The sequence below is a fragment of the Cupriavidus numazuensis genome, from assembly GCF_905397435.1.
Taxonomy (GTDB): Bacteria; Pseudomonadota; Gammaproteobacteria; order Burkholderiales; family Burkholderiaceae; genus Cupriavidus; species Cupriavidus numazuensis.
The window spans coordinates 1-18682 of the sequence record NZ_CAJPVI010000072.1 but is presented as its reverse complement, the minus strand read 5'-3'; the positions used below and the strand labels follow the sequence as shown (position 1 = coordinate 18682).

The 18682-nt window shown below is 67.4% G+C and carries 17 protein-coding genes; 9 read left to right on the top strand and 8 right to left on the bottom strand.

Annotation, left to right across the window (positions count from 1 at the left end):
• Positions 1–6: 6 nt before the first annotated feature.
• Genes KHO41_RS36050 through KHO41_RS36040 form a run of 3 tightly spaced genes read left to right on the top strand, consistent with a single transcriptional unit; the run spans position 7 to position 3863 of the window.
• Positions 7–1560 (top strand): class I adenylate-forming enzyme family protein, encoded by a 1554-nt coding sequence (locus KHO41_RS36050; RefSeq protein WP_211958009.1) that lies wholly within the window; start codon positions 7–9, stop codon positions 1558–1560.
• A 9-nt stretch (positions 1561–1569) separates the two neighbouring features.
• Positions 1570–2706 (top strand): acyl-CoA dehydrogenase family protein, encoded by a 1137-nt coding sequence (locus KHO41_RS36045; protein ID WP_211958008.1) that lies wholly within the window; start codon positions 1570–1572, stop codon positions 2704–2706.
• Positions 2707–2720: 14 nt separating this feature from the next.
• Entirely contained in the window at positions 2721–3863 is a 1143-nt protein-coding gene (locus KHO41_RS36040) for a CaiB/BaiF CoA transferase family protein (protein WP_211958007.1), read from the top strand.
• 10 nt (positions 3864–3873) lie between these two features.
• Here KHO41_RS36040 and KHO41_RS36035 read toward each other — a convergent pair whose 3' ends face one another.
• The 6 genes from KHO41_RS36035 to KHO41_RS36010 all read right to left on the bottom strand — a co-directional run bounded on the left by KHO41_RS36035 (position 3874) and on the right by KHO41_RS36010 (position 10838).
• Positions 3874–5034, bottom strand: coding sequence for a YgeY family selenium metabolism-linked hydrolase (locus KHO41_RS36035; RefSeq protein WP_211958006.1), 1161 nt, complete (start codon positions 5032–5034; stop codon positions 3874–3876).
• Positions 5035–5053: 19 nt separating this feature from the next.
• Positions 5054–6328 (bottom strand): MFS transporter, encoded by a 1275-nt coding sequence (locus KHO41_RS36030; protein ID WP_244874192.1) that lies wholly within the window; start codon positions 6326–6328, stop codon positions 5054–5056.
• Positions 6329–6509: 181 nt separating this feature from the next.
• Complete coding sequence (locus KHO41_RS36025; RefSeq protein ID WP_211958005.1) at positions 6510–7454, bottom strand: N-carbamoyl-D-amino-acid hydrolase; 945 nt, start codon at positions 7452–7454, stop codon at positions 6510–6512.
• Between the two features lie 30 nt (positions 7455–7484).
• Complete coding sequence (locus KHO41_RS36020) at positions 7485–8732, bottom strand: M20 family metallo-hydrolase (RefSeq protein WP_211958004.1); 1248 nt, start codon at positions 8730–8732, stop codon at positions 7485–7487.
• On the bottom strand, positions 8729–9961 hold the full coding sequence (locus tag KHO41_RS36015) for a diaminopropionate ammonia-lyase (RefSeq protein ID WP_211958003.1): 1233 nt from the start codon (positions 9959–9961) through the stop codon (positions 8729–8731). Before KHO41_RS36015 ends, KHO41_RS36020 begins: the two co-directional genes overlap by 4 nt.
• A 28-nt stretch (positions 9962–9989) precedes the next feature.
• A complete protein-coding gene (locus KHO41_RS36010) occupies positions 9990–10838 on the bottom strand; it encodes a MurR/RpiR family transcriptional regulator (protein WP_041680234.1) in 849 nt (282 codons plus the stop codon).
• 313 nt (positions 10839–11151) lie between these two features.
• Between KHO41_RS36010 and KHO41_RS36005 the strand changes: the two genes are divergently transcribed.
• The 3 genes from KHO41_RS36005 to KHO41_RS35995 are packed head-to-tail and all read left to right on the top strand — an operon-like array spanning position 11152 to position 14681.
• On the top strand, positions 11152–12483 hold the full coding sequence (locus KHO41_RS36005; protein ID WP_211958002.1) for a uracil-xanthine permease family protein: 1332 nt from the start codon (positions 11152–11154) through the stop codon (positions 12481–12483).
• 21 nt (positions 12484–12504) lie between these two features.
• Positions 12505–13971, top strand: a complete 1467-nt coding sequence (locus KHO41_RS36000; protein ID WP_211958001.1) for an amidohydrolase family protein — start codon at positions 12505–12507, stop codon at positions 13969–13971.
• A gap of 2 nt (positions 13972–13973) precedes the next feature.
• Complete coding sequence (locus KHO41_RS35995; RefSeq protein WP_211958000.1) at positions 13974–14681, top strand: sulfite exporter TauE/SafE family protein; 708 nt, start codon at positions 13974–13976, stop codon at positions 14679–14681.
• Here the strand turns inward: KHO41_RS35995 and KHO41_RS35990 are convergent.
• Positions 14678–15727 (bottom strand): LacI family DNA-binding transcriptional regulator, encoded by a 1050-nt coding sequence (locus KHO41_RS35990; RefSeq protein ID WP_211957999.1) that lies wholly within the window; start codon positions 15725–15727, stop codon positions 14678–14680. The genes KHO41_RS35995 and KHO41_RS35990 overlap by 4 nt on opposite strands.
• A 113-nt stretch (positions 15728–15840) precedes the next feature.
• Between KHO41_RS35990 and KHO41_RS35985 the strand changes: the two genes are divergently transcribed.
• Positions 15841–16275, top strand: coding sequence for a MarR family winged helix-turn-helix transcriptional regulator (locus KHO41_RS35985; RefSeq protein ID WP_211957998.1), 435 nt, complete (start codon positions 15841–15843; stop codon positions 16273–16275).
• 15 nt (positions 16276–16290) lie between these two features.
• On the opposite strand, the gene KHO41_RS35980 is transcribed toward KHO41_RS35985, so the two are convergent.
• Positions 16291–17067: an enoyl-CoA hydratase gene (locus tag KHO41_RS35980; protein WP_211957997.1), complete on the bottom strand. Its 777-nt coding sequence runs from the start codon at positions 17065–17067 to the stop codon at positions 16291–16293.
• Positions 17068–17327: 260 nt separating this feature from the next.
• On the opposite strand from KHO41_RS35980, the gene imuA reads away from it, so the two are divergent.
• Positions 17328–18200, top strand: a complete 873-nt coding sequence (imuA, locus tag KHO41_RS35975) for a translesion DNA synthesis-associated protein ImuA (protein WP_211957996.1) — start codon at positions 17328–17330, stop codon at positions 18198–18200.
• Positions 18133–18682: Y-family DNA polymerase (locus KHO41_RS35970; protein ID WP_455363901.1), on the top strand; the 550-nt coding region annotated here is incomplete at its 3' end. The genes imuA and KHO41_RS35970, both read left to right, overlap by 68 nt.

Below are 18682 nucleotides of genomic sequence, written 5' to 3'. Positions count from 1 at the left end.
GACGCCATGCGCATTTCCGACTACTTCGACGCGGTGGCGGCCTTGCATCCCGGGCTGCCGGCGCTGATCGAGGACGACCTGACGCTGGACTTCGCTGCTGCGCAGACGTTCGTCCACGCCGCAGCGCACGCGCTGCAGAACGATCCCGGGCTGCGCCCGGGTGCCCATATCGCGCTCTATGCGCCCAACGACTATCGCGTGCCGTTGCTGCTGCTCGCGATCAACCGCGCCGACATGGTCTGGCTGTCGGCCCACACGCGCAACCCGGTCGGCGTCAACATTGATGTGCTCGGGCGCATGGATTGCGAGTTCATCTTCTTCCACAGCGCCTACGAACATCTGGTCCCACAGTTGAAGCAAGGGCTGAACGGTGTGCGGCGCTTCATCTGCATCGACCGCGTGTCGGAACACGGCCCCGCGCTCGACGCATGGATGGCAGGCCATTGGCAGCCGTTCCACGCCGGTCCGGAAGACCCTGCCGCCGCATGCTTCCTGCAGCCGACCGGCGGCACCACGGGGCCGTCGAAGGCGGCGGTCCACACACACCGCGCGATGGAGATCTCGGTGCTCGGCGGCATCGCGGCTTACCGGGTCGACACCGCGACACGCTATCTCGCCGTCGCGCCGCTCACGCACGCCGGTGGGATCGCCGCACTGCATGCGATGCTCGGCGGCGGCGCGGTGGTGGTGATGAATCTGACCGACCCGGCCGAGATCTTCGAGCAGATCGAGCGGCATGGCATTACCAACCTGTTCGTGCCGCCGACGCTGATGTACAGCCTGATGGCGCACCCGCGCGCCGCCACGACGGACTTCCGCTCGCTGAAGGTGCTGCTGACCGGCGCCGCGCCGGTGGCGCCCGAGAAGTACAGGGAGGCGGTCCGGCTTTTCGGGCCGGTGGTGTGCGAAGGCTATGCGCAGACGGAAACGTTGTTCCCGCTGGTGGTCAAGACGCCGCAGGACTACCTGCTGCCCGACGGCAGCTTCGACGAGGCCGTGCTGCGCTCGGCGGGGCGGGCGGCGCGCCACGCTCGCGTGGAGATCATGGATGGGGAGGGGAACCTGCTGCCGGCCGGCGAGCGCGGCGAAATCGTCGTGCAGACCAGCATGGCGATGCAGGGATACTACCGCAATCCGGCGGAGACGGAAGCCATTTCGCGGCACGGCTGGCGCCACACCGGCGACGTCGGCGTCAAGGACGCGCGTGGCTACATCACCATCGTCGACCGGCTCAAGGACATGATCGTGTCGGGGGGCTTCAACGTCTATCCGGCACAGGTCGAAGCGGTCATCGCCGGGCACGATGCGGTGCTCGACTGCGTGGTGGTCGGCGTGCCCGACGACAAGTGGGGTGAAGCCGTCAAGGCGGTGATCCAGCTCAAGCCGGGCCGCAGCGTCTCGGCCGACGAAATCGCGGCGCTGTGCCGCGACCGGCTCGGCGGCGTGCATGCGCCCAAGAGCGTGGAGTTTTGGGACGACCTGCCGCGCAGCGCAGTGGGCAAGCTGCTTCGGCGCGAGGTACGCGCGAAGTTCTGGACAACGCAGTGGCGGGCAATCTGAGAGGAAACCATGTGGCCGTTTATCACCGATGAGCAACAGGAGGCGGTCGACGCCTTCGCAAAGTTCTGCCGCAGCGAGATCGCGCCGGTGCAGAAGGCGCACCGCGACGGCCTGCCGCGCGAGACGGTGCAGGACATGCTGCGCAGGATGATCCCGTTCGGCCTGGGCAGCGGCCGCTGGCCCGAAGCAGACGGCGGGATGGGCTTCGATCCCGTCACGGCCGGCCTGCTTTACGAAACGGGCGTGCAGCATACCTGCGAGATCGCGCAGAAGGCGTTCATCAATGAAAGCGTGGGGCTGATCGTCTCGCGCTTCGGCTCCGAAGCCGTCCGCCGCAAATACCTTGGCCGGCTCGGAGCGGGCGAGTGCATGGCGGCATCGGCCAACACCGAGCCCTCGGGCGGCTCCGACGTGAGCGCGGTGAAGACACGCGCCGTACGCAAGGGCAGCGGCTATGTCATCAGCGGCCGCAAGGTGTGGATCACGAACGGCCAGTACGCGGACTTTGTCACCGTGCTGGCGCGCTCGGCCGAGACCGGGCAGCTCGACCTCTACGTGGTCGACCGCCAGGAGCATGGTTTCGCGTCGACGCCGCTGGAGACAATGGGCTCGGTGAGCACGGCCGAGCTGGCCTTCGACGACGTCGAGATCCCGGCGGAGAACCGCCTCGGCACCGATGGCCGCGGCCTTGGCGCGATGCTGGCCCAGTTCCAGGAAGCGCGCGCCTATGTGGCGCTGAGCGCGATCGGCCACGCACTGGCCGCGCAGGAAGCGGCGCTTGTTTATGCCAGAGAACGCACGCAGTTCGGAGGCCCGATCGGGGCGAAGCAACTGATTCAGGCCAAGCTTGCCGACAACCAGGTCGACATCGACGCGGCGCGGCTGCTGACCTACCGCGCGCTGGAGCTGGCCCGCCGCGGCCGGCCGTGCGCGACCGAAGCGTCGATGGCTAAGCTCCATGCGACCGAAGCGGCGCAGCGTGTGGTCGACCGCGCGGTGCAGGTCCACGGCGGCTACGGCCTGAGCGCGGAGTTCGGGCTGGAGAAGCTCTACCGGAAGTCGCGCGAGGGAACCGTGGTGGAGGGAACGTCGGAGATTCAGCGGCTGGTGATCGGCCGTGCGCTGACCGGCTTGTCGGCGTTCTGAAGCGGAGACGGTGGATGTCCATCCTGCAAGGCGTGCGCGTGGTGGAAATCGCGGGCATCGGTCCCGGTCCGTTCTGCGGCATGCTGCTGGCCGACCTTGGGGCCGATGTGATCGTGATCGAACGACCCGGCCCATCGGCGGGCGGTGCAAGGCCAGCCGAGGTCGTGCATCGCGGCAAGCGGTCGATCGTGCTCGATCTCAAGCAGCCCGGCTCGGCTGAAGTCGTACTGCGTTTGCTTGATGGTGCGGACGCGCTGATCGAAGGCATGCGGCCCGGCGTGATGGAGCGGCTCGGTCTGGGCCCCGAGGTCTGCCTCGGCCGCCGGCCGTCGCTGGTCTATGGCCGCATGACGGGCTGGGGACAGTCGGGCCCGCTCGCACAGGTGGCGGGACATGACAGCAACTACACCGCGCTGTCCGGCGCGCTCTGGTACGCGAGCCCGCCCGGCGAGGCGCCCGTCGCGCCCCCGACGCTCGTGGGCGACGTGGGCGGTGCGTTGTACCTGGCGGTTGGACTGCTCGCCGGCATCCTGCGTGCGCGCGAGTCAGGGCAGGGCGACGTCGTCGATGCTGCCATCGTCGATACCTCCGCGCACATGATGAACCTGCTGTTCGGCGTGGCGGCGCGCAGCGGGGACGACTACACGCGCGGCGGCGGCACGCTCGACGGCGCGCATTGGGCCCACAGCTATCGCTGTGCCGATGGCCGCTGGATCAATGTCGCGGCGCTTGAGCCACAGTTCTACGGGGAATTGATGGAACGCCTGGGGCTTGCAGGCGATACGCGCTTTGCGGCGCAGATGCAGCGTGAGTGCTGGCCCGACCAGCGCCGTGCACTGGCCGAAGTGTTCGCCACGAAGCCGCGCGATGCATGGTGCCGATTGTTCGAAGGCACCGATGCCTGCTTCGCACCGGTCAACGATCCGGGCGAAGCGGCAAGGCATCCGCACATGGCCGCCCGCGCCACGTTCACCCAGGTGGATGGTGTGCTGCAAGCGGTACCGGCGCCACGGTTCGCACGTGACGCGCGGCGTGGAGTGGCGCCGGTGCCGGCAGCCGGCCAGCATACGGTTGAGCTGCTGGCCGAGGCGGGCTTCAGTGCTGAATGCACTCAAGGGTTGCTTGCGTCAGGAGTGGCTCGCGACGGTGGCGCCTGACCGGATGGCATCACGCCATCTCCAACACCAGCTTGCGATAGATCTCCCGCGCGCCATCCAGCTGTTCAAGCGCGATCGACTCATCGATAGTGTGGGCATCCTCTTCACACCCCGGTCCGAGTCCGATGGTCGGAATCTGGCGCCGCCCCGCAGATTCGGACCCGTTCGTGCAGAACGCCCAGGTGCCGACTTGCGGGGAGTGGCCGGCTTGCGTGACGGCGCGCACGGCGGCCTGCACTAGCGACGTGCTGTCTGGCTGCTGCCACGCGGGCAGCCAGCGCGTCGGCCGGGCCGATTCGCCGGTGAAAGTCCGCACCTCGTCATCCGACACGGCCAGCGTGAAATCGTGCAGGCCCGCTGTGCGCAGGCAGGCGTCGATCTGGCCAAGCACGTCCTCGCGCGTCTCGCCATCGAGCGTGCGGCGATCGAAGCGGATCGTGGTGGAAGTCGGGATCATCGAGATCGAAGGGTAGGGCGCCGAGACGATATCCGTCGGCACCAGCAATGCGGCGCCGAGTATGGGGTCGGTCGGCAGATTCAGCCCTTCAAGCGCTGTCAACGCGCGCGCAGCGGCGTGCAGCGGATTCACGCCAAGGTGGGGCGTCGCCGCATGGGCGGGTATGCCGTGGAACGTCAGCAGGATCTCGAGCCGGCCTTTCTGTCCGCGCTTGATCTGCAGCTTCGACGGCTCGCAGATCACCACGGCCGCTGGCCGACAACGGTCGAGTACCGATGCCAGCGCGTGTCCCTCAATGATTTCCTCGAGCACGCTGGCGGACACCGCGATGCGGCGGCGCAGCGGCCGTTCGCGCGCGGCGGCCGCGACGCCGCAGATGGCCGCGGCGATGCCGCCTTTCATGTCGGTGGTGCCGCGCCCGTACAGCCGGCCGTCATGGATCGTGCCGCCGAACGGGTCGAAGCGCCACTGTCCTGTGACGGGGACTACGTCCATGTGGCCGTCGAAGAGCAGGGCCACCTCGGTGTCCTCCGGGCCGATCAGCCCCAGCACGCTGCCGTTGCTGTCTGTCGTTACCGACGTGAAGCCGGCTTCGGTCATGCGGCGCGCCAGCAGCGCGGCCACGTCGCCTTCGCGTCCCGAGAGGCTGGGAATGCGCACCATCTCGCGCGTCAGCGCAATGACGTCGCTGAGATTGTCTGTCTGGTCGTTCATCGTGTTACGTCCTGAGCAATCAGCGGTTGACCAGCGTTGCCGGCACGCGCAGCACCAGCAGCGCGCCGATCACGGTGAAGGAGGCGAGGAAGTACATGCCCCAGTCGGTCGATCCGGTCAGGTCCTTGATCCAGCCGATCGCGTAGGGGCTGGCGAAGGCGGCCAGGCCGGCGAACGAGTTGATCGCGGCGATGCCGGCAGCGGCGCTGCGGCCTTCGAGGAATGCGGTCGGCAGGCTCCAGAACAGTGGCGAGCAGACCATGCAGCCAGCCGCCGCGACGGACAGCATCGCCACCGCGAACGTGGGGTTGTGGCTGAACAGCGTGCTGAGCGTCAGGCCGACGCCGCCGACCAGGAACGGGATGACCATGTGCCAGCGGCGCTCTCGTGTGCGGTCAGAGTGCCGGCATACCAGGATCATCGACACGACCGCGCAGGCGTTCGGGATGGCCGTCAGCAGGCCCACATCCAGCAACGACACCACGCCCGTCGAACGGATCACAGACGGAATCCAGAAGGCCAGGCCCGACAGGCTCGATACCGTGCAGTAGCAGATCAGCGCCATGTGGATCACGCGGCGGTCACGGAACAGCGTCAGCAGCGATACGTGGTCGACCTTGGTCGTCTTCTCCGCCGCAATGTTGTGTGCGAGCCGGTTCTTCTCGGCGGTGTCGAGCCAGCGCGCGTCGGTGATGCGGTCGTCGAGATACCAGAGCACGGCCAGTCCCAGCACGATCGACGGGATCGCTTCGATCAGGAACATCCACTGCCAGCCGGCGAAGCCATGGTGGTCGTGCAGGCTCTCCATGATCCAGCCCGACAGCGGGCCGCCGAGGATGCCGGCGAACGGCACGGCTGTCATGAAGACTGCGATGACCTGCCCGCGGCGGTGCGACGGGAACCAGTACGTCAGGTACAGGATGATGCCGGGATAGAAGCCGGCCTCGGCCGCGCCCAGCAGGAAGCGCAGGATGTAGAACTGCGTCGGCGTCTTGGTCAGCGCCATGCAGGCCGAGATGCAGGCCCAGAGGATCATGATGCGCGCGAGCGTCTTCTTCGCGCCGATGCGGTGCATCAGCACATTGCTCGGGACTTCGAACAGGAAGTAGCCGATGAAGAAGATGCCGGCGCCAAGGCCGTATATCGTGTCGCTGAACTTGAGCTGGTCCAGCATCTGGAGCTTGGCGAAGCCGACGTTGACGCGGTCTAGGAAGGCCGCGATGTAGCAGGCCATCAGGAATGGCAGCAGTCTCCATGCCACCTTGCGGTAGAGCGCATTGTCGTACGCCTGCATCGTGTCCGTCGTCGCAGGGTTCGTTGCCGGATTGCGCAGGGTCTGCGCGGAATGCATTGAATCGCTCACTATGTTCCTCCTTTGGATTTGGTGAGACAAAAACGCCCCCCTGCGGGCGCCCGGAGGCGCCTGCATCGTGTTCTTCTTTCTAGATTTGGAGAGGGGCGACTAGCGCGTGCGGCTATGCGGCCACGGGCTGCGGCGGCGTGGCGCCGCGCTGGCTCGTGATGCGGCCGTAGGCCTCGGGGCGGCGGTGCCGGTCGAAGTTGAAGGTCGTGCTCTTGTACGACTGGCACAGGTCCAGGTCGCAGCGGGCAATCGCCAGTTCATCGCCCTTGGTCGAGCATGCCGCGACGATCTCGCCGGACGGCGCGATGATGCTGGTGCCGCCGATCATCTCGCAGCCTTCTTCCTTGCCGGCCTTCGCCACGCCAACTACCCATGTGCCGTTCTGGTAGGCGCCGGCCTGCATGACCAGGTGGTTGTGGAACATCGACAGGTCGTCGTGCTCGGGCGCCGGCGGGTTGTGAACCGGTGTGTTGTAGCCGAGCAGGATCATTTCCGCGCCTTGCAGGCCCATCACGCGATAGGTCTCGGACCAGCGGCGGTCGTTGCACAGCGCCATGCCCATCACGCCGCCGAAGGCCTGCCAGACGCCGAAGTCGTCGCCGGGCTCGAAGTAGCGCTTTTCCAGGTGCTGGAAGGCGCGCCACGGTTCGTGCTGGTCATGGCCGGGCAGATGCACCTTGCGGTACTTGCCGACGATCTTGCCGTCGCGGCCAACCAGGATCGCGGTGTTGTAGCGGCGCTCGACGCCTTGCTCGACCGCGAGTTCCGCGTAGCCGAGATAGAAGCCGATGCCGAGCCGCGCTGCCGTGTCGAACAGGATGCGGGTTTCCGGCCCGGGCATTTCGCGCTCGTAGAACGCATTCAGTTCCTCGGGATCTTCCATGTACCAGCGCGGGAAGAAGGTAGTCAGCGCCAGTTCGGGAAAGACCACCAGATGGCAGCCCATCTCATGGGCGTGGTGCAGGTGGGCCAGCAGGCGGGCGACGACATCGCGGCGCGAATCGCTGCGCTGGATGGGGCCGAGCTGCGCGGCGGCGACGTGGACAAAGCGGGACATGGTGGGTTGTCTCCTGTTATGCGGTGAATGTCAGGCGGCCAGTTCGAGCATCAGGTCGAGCAGCACGTCGGCGCCCGCCTGGATGTCGTGGTCGTGGGTCAGTTCGGCGACGTTGTGCGAGAGGCCAGCCACGCTCGGCACGAAGACCATGCCGGCGGGGCACATGCGGGCAAGGATCTGGGCGTCGTGCCCGGCGCCGCTCGGCATGCGCCGCACGCTGTGGCCGTGGCGGCGCGCAATGGATTCGACGCGGGCAACCACGCCTTCATCGAACGCCACGGGCGCGAAGTCGGCTAGCGTGCGGTGAGATAGGCGAACCCCTTCGGCCTTCGCCACGTCCATCGCATAGGCGAGCGTCCGTTGCACCGCGTCGGCCAGAACAGGGCCTTCGGTGTTGCGCAGGTCGACCGTGAACACCGCGCGGTTGGGAATCACATTGACGAGATTCGGAAAAAACTGGACCTGGCCCACGGTCGCAAGCGGCGCGCCGCCGAGTTCGCGCGTCAGGTCGCGCACGAAGCAGGCGATGCGCGCGGCGACGATGCCCGCGTCGTGGCGCAGCCGCATCGGCGTCGTGCCCGCGTGGTTCGACGTGCCCTCAACGGTGAATTCAGTCCAGTGAATGCCTTGCACGCCGGTGACGGCGCCAATGGTGACGTCTTCGTGCTCCAGCACCGGGCCTTGCTCCACATGCAACTCGACAAATGCATGCACACGGTTTTGGCCAGCCGGCGCAGGTCCGTCATAGCCAATGCGGGCGAGGTTCTCGCCAACCGTGGTGCCGTCGATGCCGCGTGTGTCGAGTGCCTGTTGCAGCGGCAGATCGCCCTGGAATACGAGGCTGCCCATCATGTCGGGTGCGAAGCGTGCGCCTTCTTCGTTGGTGAAGAAGGCCACCGCGAGCGGGCGGCGCGTGGCGATGCCGGCGTCGTCGAGTGCGGCCATGACTTCGAGGCCGGCGAGCACGCCGAGGTTGCCGTCATAGCGCCCGCCGGTACGCACGGTGTCGATGTGCGAGCCAGTCATGACGGGCGGCAGGTCTTCCTGCCCGGCGCGCACGCCGACCACGTTGCCGATGCCGTCAATGCTGACCGACAGGCCGAGTTCGCGCATCCACGACACCACGAGATCGCGCCCCATGCGGTCTTCGTCAGTCAGCGCGAGCCGGCAGACGCCGCCGCCGTCGATGGCGCCGACTTCGGCGAGCGCGGCGATCCGGCGCAGCAGGCGCGGCAGGTCGATCCGTGCGGGTCGCTGGAGGGTGTGATCGGGCTTCACGCCGCTTTCCTCACGTCTTCAGGCAGGCGGCCGACGATGCGCTCGTAGAGGGCCACGTCGGTCGCGCCTTCGCTGCCGAACACCAGGATGCGGCTGTCGGCATTCAGGCCGAGCGCGTCGCGCACTGCAGGGTCGGCCAGCGCGCCGAGACTGCCGGCCAGTCCTGCCACAGCGGATTCGCCGGCGACGACTGGCGCATCACCATAGGGACTGTCGGCGAGCAGGCGCACGCAGTCGAGCGCCGATTCGTCGTCGATGGTCAGGAACGCGTGGGCGCCGGGATGCAGGATCTCCCATGCAAGCAGCGAGACTTCGCCGCACGCCAGCCCGGCCATGACAGTGTCGAGGTCGCCATGGACTGCCACCGGCTTGCCGGCACGTGCGCTCTCGTACAGGCAGGCCGCCTTGTCCGGCTCCACCACGATGAAGCGCGGACGCGCGTGGCCGAGCATTTCCCAGAAGTGCGCCGACACCGCTGCGGCAAGGCCGCCTACGCCGCCTTGCAGGAACACGTGGGTCGGAAGCTCGCCCTGCGGCATCTGCTGAAGCGCCTCATCGGCCATCACCGCGTAGCCTTGCATGACGTCCTTCGGCACTTCCATATAGCCTTCGTAGGAAGTGTCGGACACCACGAAGCGGCCGAGCCGTGCCGCGTCTTCCGCCGCCTGACGCACTGAATCGTCGTAGTTGCCGGCGGTGCGGACCACCTGCGCGCCGTATTGTTCGATGGCCGTCCTGCGGCCCTCGCTGACCGTGGCGTGGATATAGATCACGCACTGGCAGCCAAAGCGCTGCGCGCCCCAGGCGACCGAGCGGCCGTGGTTGCCGTCGGTCGCGCACGTCACGGTGATGTCGCGCACCACGTCGGCGTAGCAGCCCGCGAGCAGGTCATCGACCGATACGTTGCTGACGCCGAGCCGGCTTTCGATCTCGCGCAACAGCAGGCGGCTGACCGCGTAGGCGCCCCCGAGTGCCTTGAAGCTGCCCAGCCCGAAGCGGCCGCCTTCGTCCTTGTAGAGGATGCTGGCAACGCCGGCGGCGCGTGCCAGGCCGTCGAGCGCGACCAGCGGCGTCGGCGTATAGCCGGGCCAGCGGCGGATCTGCGTGGCTGCGCGGGCAAAGGCTTCGCCGCCGAGTACGGCTTGCTGGCGGGTCCCGTATGGCGCGCCGGGCGTGGCCGCCGGGTTCAGCGCGCACTGCAGCTTCAGGTTGGGGAGCGGGTGGTTCAAGACAGTCTCCTTGATCAGGTTTCGTTCACTAGCGATGAAGGTCGCCGTAGTGGTCGTGTAACGACTCGATTTCTTCGAGCCGCTCGCGCGCCGTGTCGCCAAGGACCAGCGCTAGGTTCGTGCAAAGGTGGTTGATCAGGCTGACGGCGGCGACATAGGAGTCGAACACCGCCGCGCCGTGGTTGACGCAGCGAAGCACCACGTCGGAGCGCGCGGGCAGGTCCGTCGCGCTCGGATCGGTCAGGATCACGACCTTGGCGCCGACGCGATTGGCATGGGCGACCATCGGCCATAGCAGCGTCACGCGGCGGCGGAAGTCCATGACCAGCAGCACGTCGCCAGCGCCGAGGTCGGCCAGGTCTTCGGCCAGGTTCAGGCCGGCGCCCGGCACCAGTGTCACGCCCGGCCGCAGTTGCGTCAGCAGCGCCCACGCGTATTGCGCGAGCACGCGGCCGTTGCGGAAGCCCGCGATGAACACGCGCTTCGTGTCGGCAAACAGAGCAACAGCACGTTCCACGTCGGCCGGGTTCAGCCGGTCGAAGGTCTGCGCCAGGTTCTGCAAATCGTTGGCGAGGTGGCGCGCCAGCGGCGTCTGGTTCTCGGTGGGTGCCTGGACGCCAGCCAGTTCATACAGCGGCGAGCCGCGGTCTGCTTCGTCGCGCACCAGCGCCCGGACCTCATTGAAGTTCTCATAGCCGAGCCGGCGGAAGAAGCGGCCGGCCGTCGCCTTGGAAACGCCAGCTTTCTGCGCGAGCTCGGTCGCCGAGTAAGCGGCCAGGTTGCCGATGCACTCCAGGGTGACGGCAGCCAGGCGGCGCTCGCTTTCGGTGAGCTGGTCGTTCAGGGCGAGGATCTTGTCTTGCAACGATGCGGTCATGATTGGATCCGAATGAAACTTCGGTTTCAGAAATATAGGTGAATGAAACTTTGGTGTCAAACATTGAGGCGAATGAAACCAAAGTTTCATCATATGTGCTTTTGTCCACGCGACGCAGGAGCGCGGCTTTTGGAGACACTTCCTCGGCCGCATCGAGCATCCCGGTTGCGCTCCCAATCTCCTTCGATTACATTAACCAAAACGTTTTGGTTAATAAAAAACGTGCGGATTGACGCCAACAGCGCACAGACGCAGGGCCTCCTCCGCGAGGTCACCGGTGCAACGACTGACCCACCAATCGAGGAGCAACGACATGTCCCAACCCGCCCCCGCCCCGGTGGATGAACGCCTGCCATGGCGGCAGCTGTTCGTCTTCGGTCTCCAGCACGTGCTGGTCATGGCGGCATCGCCCATTGCGGCGGTGTTCCTGATGAGCAAGGCCCTGAATCTTCCGTCCGCGCTGTCGGTGCAGTTGCTGAGCGCGACCTTCGTGGTCTGCGGGCTTGGCACGCTGCTGCAGTCGCTCGGCCGGCGCGGCATTGGCGCGCGGCTGCCGTTCGTCATGCTTCCTGGCGGCGCGCCCATCGTGCTGTTCATCCTGATCGCCCAGCAGACCAGCGTGCAGACCGCGGCAGGGGCGGTGATCATCACCGGCCTGTTCTACTTCTGTGCGCTGCCCGTGTTCCGGCGCTGTCTGCGCTATTTTCCGCCGGTGGTGGTGGGAACCATGCTGCTGCTGGTGGCGATCAACCTGGCGCAGGTTTCGGGCCGGCTCATTGCAGGACATCCGGCAGCCGGAACACCGGTCGATCCTCTCAACCTGTTGCTGGCCTTCGTTACCATTGCCTGTACCGTGGCGGCGTCGCGGTGGTTCGGCGGCACGCTGGCACGGCTGGCGATCTTGATTGGGCTGGTGGGCGGCGCGTTGTCGGCCATGGCGCTCGGCGTGTTCCATGCGGGGCAGGTGTCGGCGTCGCCGTTGCTGGCCTTGCCCACGCCGTTCCCGTTCGGCTGGCCGCAGTTCGATGTCGTGGCCGCCATTCCGCTGATGGTGTTTGCCGTGATCTCGATGGTCGAGGCCACCGGCCAGACCCTCGCCATCAGCGATGCCGTGGGCCGGCCTGTCGACGGCGAGCGCGATGTGCCGCGCACCATCCGCGGTGATGCGCTGGCGTCGCTGCTTGGTGGCGTGTTTGGCACCTCGCTGATCATTACCAGCGGCGAGAACATCGGCATCGTGCGCGCCACCGGCGTGCGCTCGCGCTATGTCACCGCGGTGTCGGGTCTGATTCTCGTGGTGTTTGGCCTGCTGGTGCCGGTGTCGTCGCTGATCAGCGCGATCCCGGAGGCGGTGGTCGGCGGCACGGGCCTCGTGGTGTTCTGCATCGTGGGCACCATGGGCATTGACGTGCTGCGCCGTGTCGATCTGCGCGACCACGCCAATATGTACGTGGTGGCCGTGGCGCTCGCGGCCGGACTGCTGCCGATCCTCGTCCCCGGCATCTACGGCGCACTGCCGGCCAACCTGCGCATCCTGCTAGGCAATGGCGTGGCGATGGGCGCCTTCACTGCCGCCTTGCTCAACTTCCTGTTCTTCCACACGGGCGCCAGGCGCGTCGCCGACGTGGCGCCTGTCACGCACTGAAAACCGTATCCGGAAATCCGAATGACACATCGATCCGCATTCCAGCCAGCGTGGCCTGGCGATCTGACGCCGCCCCTGGACCCGGCACGCCTTGCCGAACCCCATATCCTGCAGCCCGAATGGACGCTGTTGCGCCACGGTGCCGTGCGCGATCACGCGGTGGTGGTCGAAGGCGGACGCTTCACGGCGGTGGGCCCAGTCGACGAAGTTGCCGCGCAGTTTCCATCGCTGAAGCGGCTTTCATTGCCGCGCATGCTGCTGATGCCCGGCATGATCGACACCCATCACCACCTGACGCAGTCGTTCGGCAAGTCGCTGGTGTTCGGCGAGCCTTCAGAGATCTTCCGTCGCGTATGGGTACCGCTGGAAGGCAGTCTCAACGCCGAACATCTCTACCTGTCGTCGAAACTCGCGGCGCTGGAGGCGCTGCGCGGCGGCTTCACGACCGTCGTGGATGCGGGCACGCGCAGCGACGCGGGACTCGACGCCATTGCGCGGGCCGTGTCCGATGCCGGCGTGCGGTGCGTGCTGGGGCTGATCTGCAACGACCGGCCCGGTGCCGAGACGCTCGATGCCGCTCCCATCCTGCGCCGCGCCTCCGAGCATCTTGGCCGCTACGATCACCACGCACTGGTCACGCCATCGCTTGCGATCTCGATTCCCGAAGTCGCAAGCGATGCGATGCTGCATCACGTACATCGCATGTGTGCCGAAGCTGGCCGAATCTTCCAGACGCATGCCAACGAGCACCTGGTGGCGGTGGAGCGTTCGCTCAACGCCTGCGGCCGCCGGCCGATCGAACAGTTGGCTGCGGTGGGCGCGCTTGGCCCCGCGGCGCTGCTGGCGCATGCCACGCTGGTCACGCCGCATGAGATCCGCCTGCTGGCCGACACTGGCGCGGCGGTTGCCTACAACCCGGTGGCCAGCGCATGGAAGGGCAATGCCGTGGCACCGGCCGAAACCATGGCCACGTTTGGCGTGCGGCTGGGGCTGGGTACCGACGGCACGCGCAGCGACGGCTTCCGCCTGCTCGACTATGCGGAAGCGGCGCAGCGCTTCGCATTCGGCATCGGCGTGGGCGACTCATCGTGCGGGGCTGGCTGGCGCTGGCTCGATATGGCGACGCATGATGCTGCCGACGTGGCCGGCCTTGGCGACGTAACCGGCGAGATCGCCGCGGGCAAGCGTGCGGATTTCCTGCTGGTCGATCTCGACGTGCCGGAGCTGACGCCTTCGTGGGACGTGACGTGGGAACTCGTGCGCCTTGCCAATCGCGACCAGATCCGCGCGGTGTTTGTCGAGGGCAAATTGCGATTGTGGGACGGGTGGCCGCCGGACTGGGATGCACGTGCGCTGATGCGTGATATCCATGCCATGGCCGCCGACACGATTGCCGGCGCGCCGATCCGAAAGCTGCACGATTACGCGGATGCGCATCGCGCGCGGCACGCGCAAACGGTGTCGCCCTCCGGCACGCCTGGGGCATGACGATGGATCTGACGGTTTTCAGTGTCTGCGCCGCGGTGTTCACCGGTGCGCTGATCCAGGGCGCGACCGGCATGGGCTTTGCGCTGATCGTCGTGCCGGTGCTGGCGCTTGCGGCGCCGGCCATGCTGCCCGGCGCACTGCTGCTGGCCATGCTGCCGCTCAATGCCTATGTAGCGTGGCGCGAGCGCCATGCGATCGACATGCACGGTGCCGGATGGATCAGCGCGGGACGCGTGGCGGGCACGTTCGGCGGCCTCTGGGTGCTGGTGGCGATGCCGATGGCGTGGCTCAACATGATCGTAGGCGGAAGCACCATTGCCGCGGCGCTTGTGTCGCTGCTGGCGCCGGCTTTCACACCGGGGCGGCTCACATTCGCGTCGACCGGGCTGATCACTGGCGTGACGGAAACGGCCACAGGTGTCGGCGGTCCGCCGCTGGCGCTGGCCTACCAGCATGCGCCCGTGGCCACGCTGCGTGCCACGGTGGCGCTGTGCTTCCTGGTGGGGGAGGTCATCTCGCTCGTGGTGCTGGCAGCGAGCGACCGGCTGGGCATGACGCAGGTCGTCTATGCGATGGGTCTGTTGCCGGTGCTGGTGGCTGGCATGGTGGTGAGCCACTTCGTCCATCGGCGCATCAACCAGCGCATGCTGCGCGTGGGCGTGCTGGCGTTCGCGCTGGTATCGGGCGCGGTCGTGCTGCTGCGTGGTTAAGCTGACGATGCGCGCACGATGAGCTCCGGCGCCGGGCCCGCCACGGTTTGCCGGCTGCGATCGCCGGACAGGTGCGCAAACAGCAGATCCACGGCGAGCGCGGCGACGCGCTCGAGGTGCAGGTTGACGGCGGTGAGCGGCGGGTGCGCGGTACGCGCGCGGATGCCGTCGTAGCGCGTCACGACCTGCACATCGTCCGGCACGCGCTTGCCCAACTTGTGCAGATGCTCCATCGCTCCCACGGCGAAAGCATCCACGGGCGCGCACAGTGCATCGAGGCCGGGCATCTGTGCCAGCAACTGCGCGCAGGCCTCGGCACCGGCGGCTTCGCCTTGCGCCTCGGGCGCCTTGACCAGTGTGCAGGGCAGCCCGTTCGCCTGCGTGAATTCGCGGTAGACGCGCTCGGTTTCCACGTATGACTGGCGCGCCCCATCGCCGATCATCAGGCCAATCTGCGTGCGGCGGTGCGCATGCAAGTGCTCCAGCAGCAAGCGCGCGGTGTCTGCCGACTGCAGGTCCACATACGGCACGGGGCTGTCGGTAAGCGGCTCGCGGCCGACCGATACGATGCTGACGCCCCGCTCGCGCAGGCGCGCGATATGCGGGTCGCCAGCCAGTGGCTCGATCACGATCGCGCCATCGATGTCGAGCGTTTCCAGCAAGCCACCGGCCCCTTCCAGCGGCGGCACCAGCACGACGCCGAGCCCGCGCGCCATGGCGGCTTCCGCGGCAATGGCCGCGACTTCCATCATGAACCCGAGCCGCGACGTGCCGCCTGCCACCGCAAACGGCATCGACGACAGCAGCGCAATGCAGTTCGCGCGGCCGGACTGCAGGCGCTGCGCGCGCACGCTGGGCCGGTAGCCGAGTTCCGCCGCAATGCGCTTCACGCGCGCCCGCGTGGCAGGATCCACCACGCCACGATCATTCAGGGCATGCGATACGGTGGTCAGCGATACACCGGCGGCACGCGCCACGTCGTGGATGGTGATGCGGCGTGGCTTGCCGGTGGGTTCGGATGGAGGAAGGGCGTTGGAATCGGACATGCCATTTCGGGAAGCAGTGCCGGGAGGATACAACAGTGGCCGGAATCCCGGCACAGGGGCCCGTGATAACATTCGCGTGCGAATGAAATGACAGCCCTGCACAGATCCCCGACATGGAACATCGCCTCGTCTATCTCTTGAATGTCGGCCAGCGCCGCTTGCAGCGGTGGTCGCAAGCGCGCACGGCCCTCGGCGGTGCGACGGCAGCCCAGTCAGGGCTGCTGTTCTTCCTGGGCGAGAACGATGGCGCACTGATGAGCGAGGCCGCCGCGGCGCTGGATCTGGGCGCCCCGGGCATGAGCGGCCTTGCCGATCGGACGGAGAAGGCCGGCCTTGTCGAGCGCCGGGCGGACGAGTCCGACCGGCGCATATGGCGCCTGTGGCTCACCGATGCAGGTCGCGCGGCGCGCCGGCGTTCGAAGGCCGGACTGAAGGATCTGAATGCCCGGCTGACCGAAGGTTTCAGTGAAGCCGAGCTCGACGTGGTGGCGCGGTGGCTCACCAGCCTGCAGACGAAGTTCCCCGCTGCTGACGAGGGCGAGGTCTAGTCAGGTCACCCGGACTTATTGCTGGGCGATCTTGAGGAAGTCCGGCTTGCGCTTCTCGGCGAACGCGGAGAATGCCTCGCGGGCTTCAGCGCTTGCCAGCCGTGCTTCGAACTGGGCGCTTTCGCTGCTCATCTGCGCGAGCAGCTTCTCCGCGTCGCGCATGAGTGTCTTCATGGCACTCAGTGAGCCGGCGGGTTTGCTGGCAAGCTTCTCGGCCATCCGCCGTGCGTCTGCACGCAGTTGGCCGTTGGCGCTGACCTTGTTGGCAATGCCCCATGCTACCGCGGTGTTCGCGTCAAGCGGCTCGCCCAGCGCGAACATCTGGAACGCCCGTGCGTGGCCGATGCGCAGCGGCAGCAGGTAGCTCGAAGCCGCTTCGGGAACCAGCGCGAGGTTGACGAACGGCGTGATCAGCTGGGCATCCTCGCCCAGCACGACGTAATCGCAATGGAGCAGCATGGTGGTGCCAACGCCGACGGCATTGCCGTGAACCGCGGCCACGACCGGCACGGTCGAATTGGCCAGGGCGCGCAGAAAGCGGTGGACATGACGTTCGCTCGGGCCCTTGCCCGACGCAATCGCCGCGAATTCACCGAGGTCATTGCCCGCCGTGAAGCTATCCCCATCACCCTGCAGCAGCAATACGCGGATATTGCGGTCCTGCTGTGCGCGCTCGATCGTATCGGCGAGCGTGCCGTACATCTCGTTCGTGAGGGCGTTCTTCTTGTCCGGGCGGGACAGCGTAATCGTCTGGATGCCGTGGTCGAGTTCAGTGCGGATTTCTGGGGGCATGGTGGTTCTCCGGGGGAATGTGCGATGCCAGGGAACGGCATCAAGTTGGTTCGTGTGCGAAGTATATATATGATTCGCATGCGAAGTAAGCCGGGGACGCTTCGCGATAACCGCTTGTGCCGGGACAGGCGAATCTGGTACGAGCGGCACTGCGGCTTGATCACATTCCATTTACCCCCTTGCACAACTGCGAATACTGTATAAATATACAGTTATCGTAAAAACCTCATTCGCCCCCTCCGGCGAGCCTCAAACCTCACATGACCGCACCCGCAGCCTCCGCCGCGGAGGCCCTCGCTTTCGCTTCGCCTGCCCAGCCGCCTCCGCCAACCCGGGAGGAGGCTGTGGCTGCGCTCGAACATCGCTACCCCGGCCTGTGGCGCGCCGGCCAGCTTGGCCGTGCGGGCAGCCAGCCAGTGTGGCCGGCCGGCTATGCCGAACTGGCGGCCGAACTGCCCAGTGGTGGCTGGCCCGTTGGCGGGGTGACGGAACTGCTGACCACGCAGGGCGGGGCGGGCGAATTGCGTCTGCTGCTGCCGGCGTTGCGCGCGCTGGCGGCGGCGGGGCGGCGTATCGGGCTGGTGGGGCCGCCTTACCTGCCCAATGCGATGGGGCTGGCCGCAGCGGGTTTGCCGGCGCGGCAGCTTTACTGGGTGCGCGCGGCCGCCGGTGCCGGCAAGAACGCGCAGCAGGCCGATGTGCTGTGGGCGGCCGAGCAGATGCTGCGCAGCCAGGCGTTCGGCGCGGTGCTGGTGTGGCTGCCGGCCGCGCGGCCCGAGGCGGTACGCCGCCTGCAGGTGCTGGCGCAGGCCGGCGACGCCGCCGTGTGGGCCATGCGCCCGGCCGCGGCGCTGCGCGAGTCGTCGCCGGCGGTGCTGCGGTTGCTGCTGTCGCCGTTGCCGGGCAATGAACTGTCCATCGTCTTCCACAAGCGGCGCGGGCCGGTGCGCGAGACGCCGCTGCTGCTGCGGCTGGAGGGCATGGAGGCCGCCAGGCGCAGCGGCGGCCATGCCGCACCTGCGCCGGCTGTTTCACCTGTACCTGTTGTTGCGGGAGGTTCCGCCCATGTCGTACTGGATCGCGGTGCATCTGCCGCGCCTGTCGCTGGACGCGCTGCAGCCGAACTGGCCTGAACTGGTTCCGGCAACTTCCTCCCCGGCATCTTCTGCCATCGGCACGCTGCACCATGCGGTGCCGGTGGCGGTGATGGAGCGCGAGCGTGTGATCCTGGCCAATACGCCGGCCATGGCGCTCGGCGTGTGCTTCGGCATGCGGCGCGGCGGCGTGCAGGCGCTGTCGGCCGAGGTGGTGCAGCTGGAACGCGATCCGGTCGCCGAAGGCGAACTGCTGCATGCGGCGGCGCTGGCATTGCTCCGTTTCACGCCGCTGGTGGCGCTCGATGAAGATCCCGAAGCGGCCACGCTGATGCTCGATGTCACGGCCAGCCTGCGCCTGTTCGGCGGCCATCGCGCGCTGTGCCGGGCGGTACGCCTGTGCGTGCGGCAGCTCGGCACGTTTGCGCAGGTGGGCAGCGGGACCACGGCCCATGGCGCGGCATGGCTCGCGCGCCAGCCCCTGCGGCGCACCCGGCGCGGCATCGTGCGGCCGGCGCGGC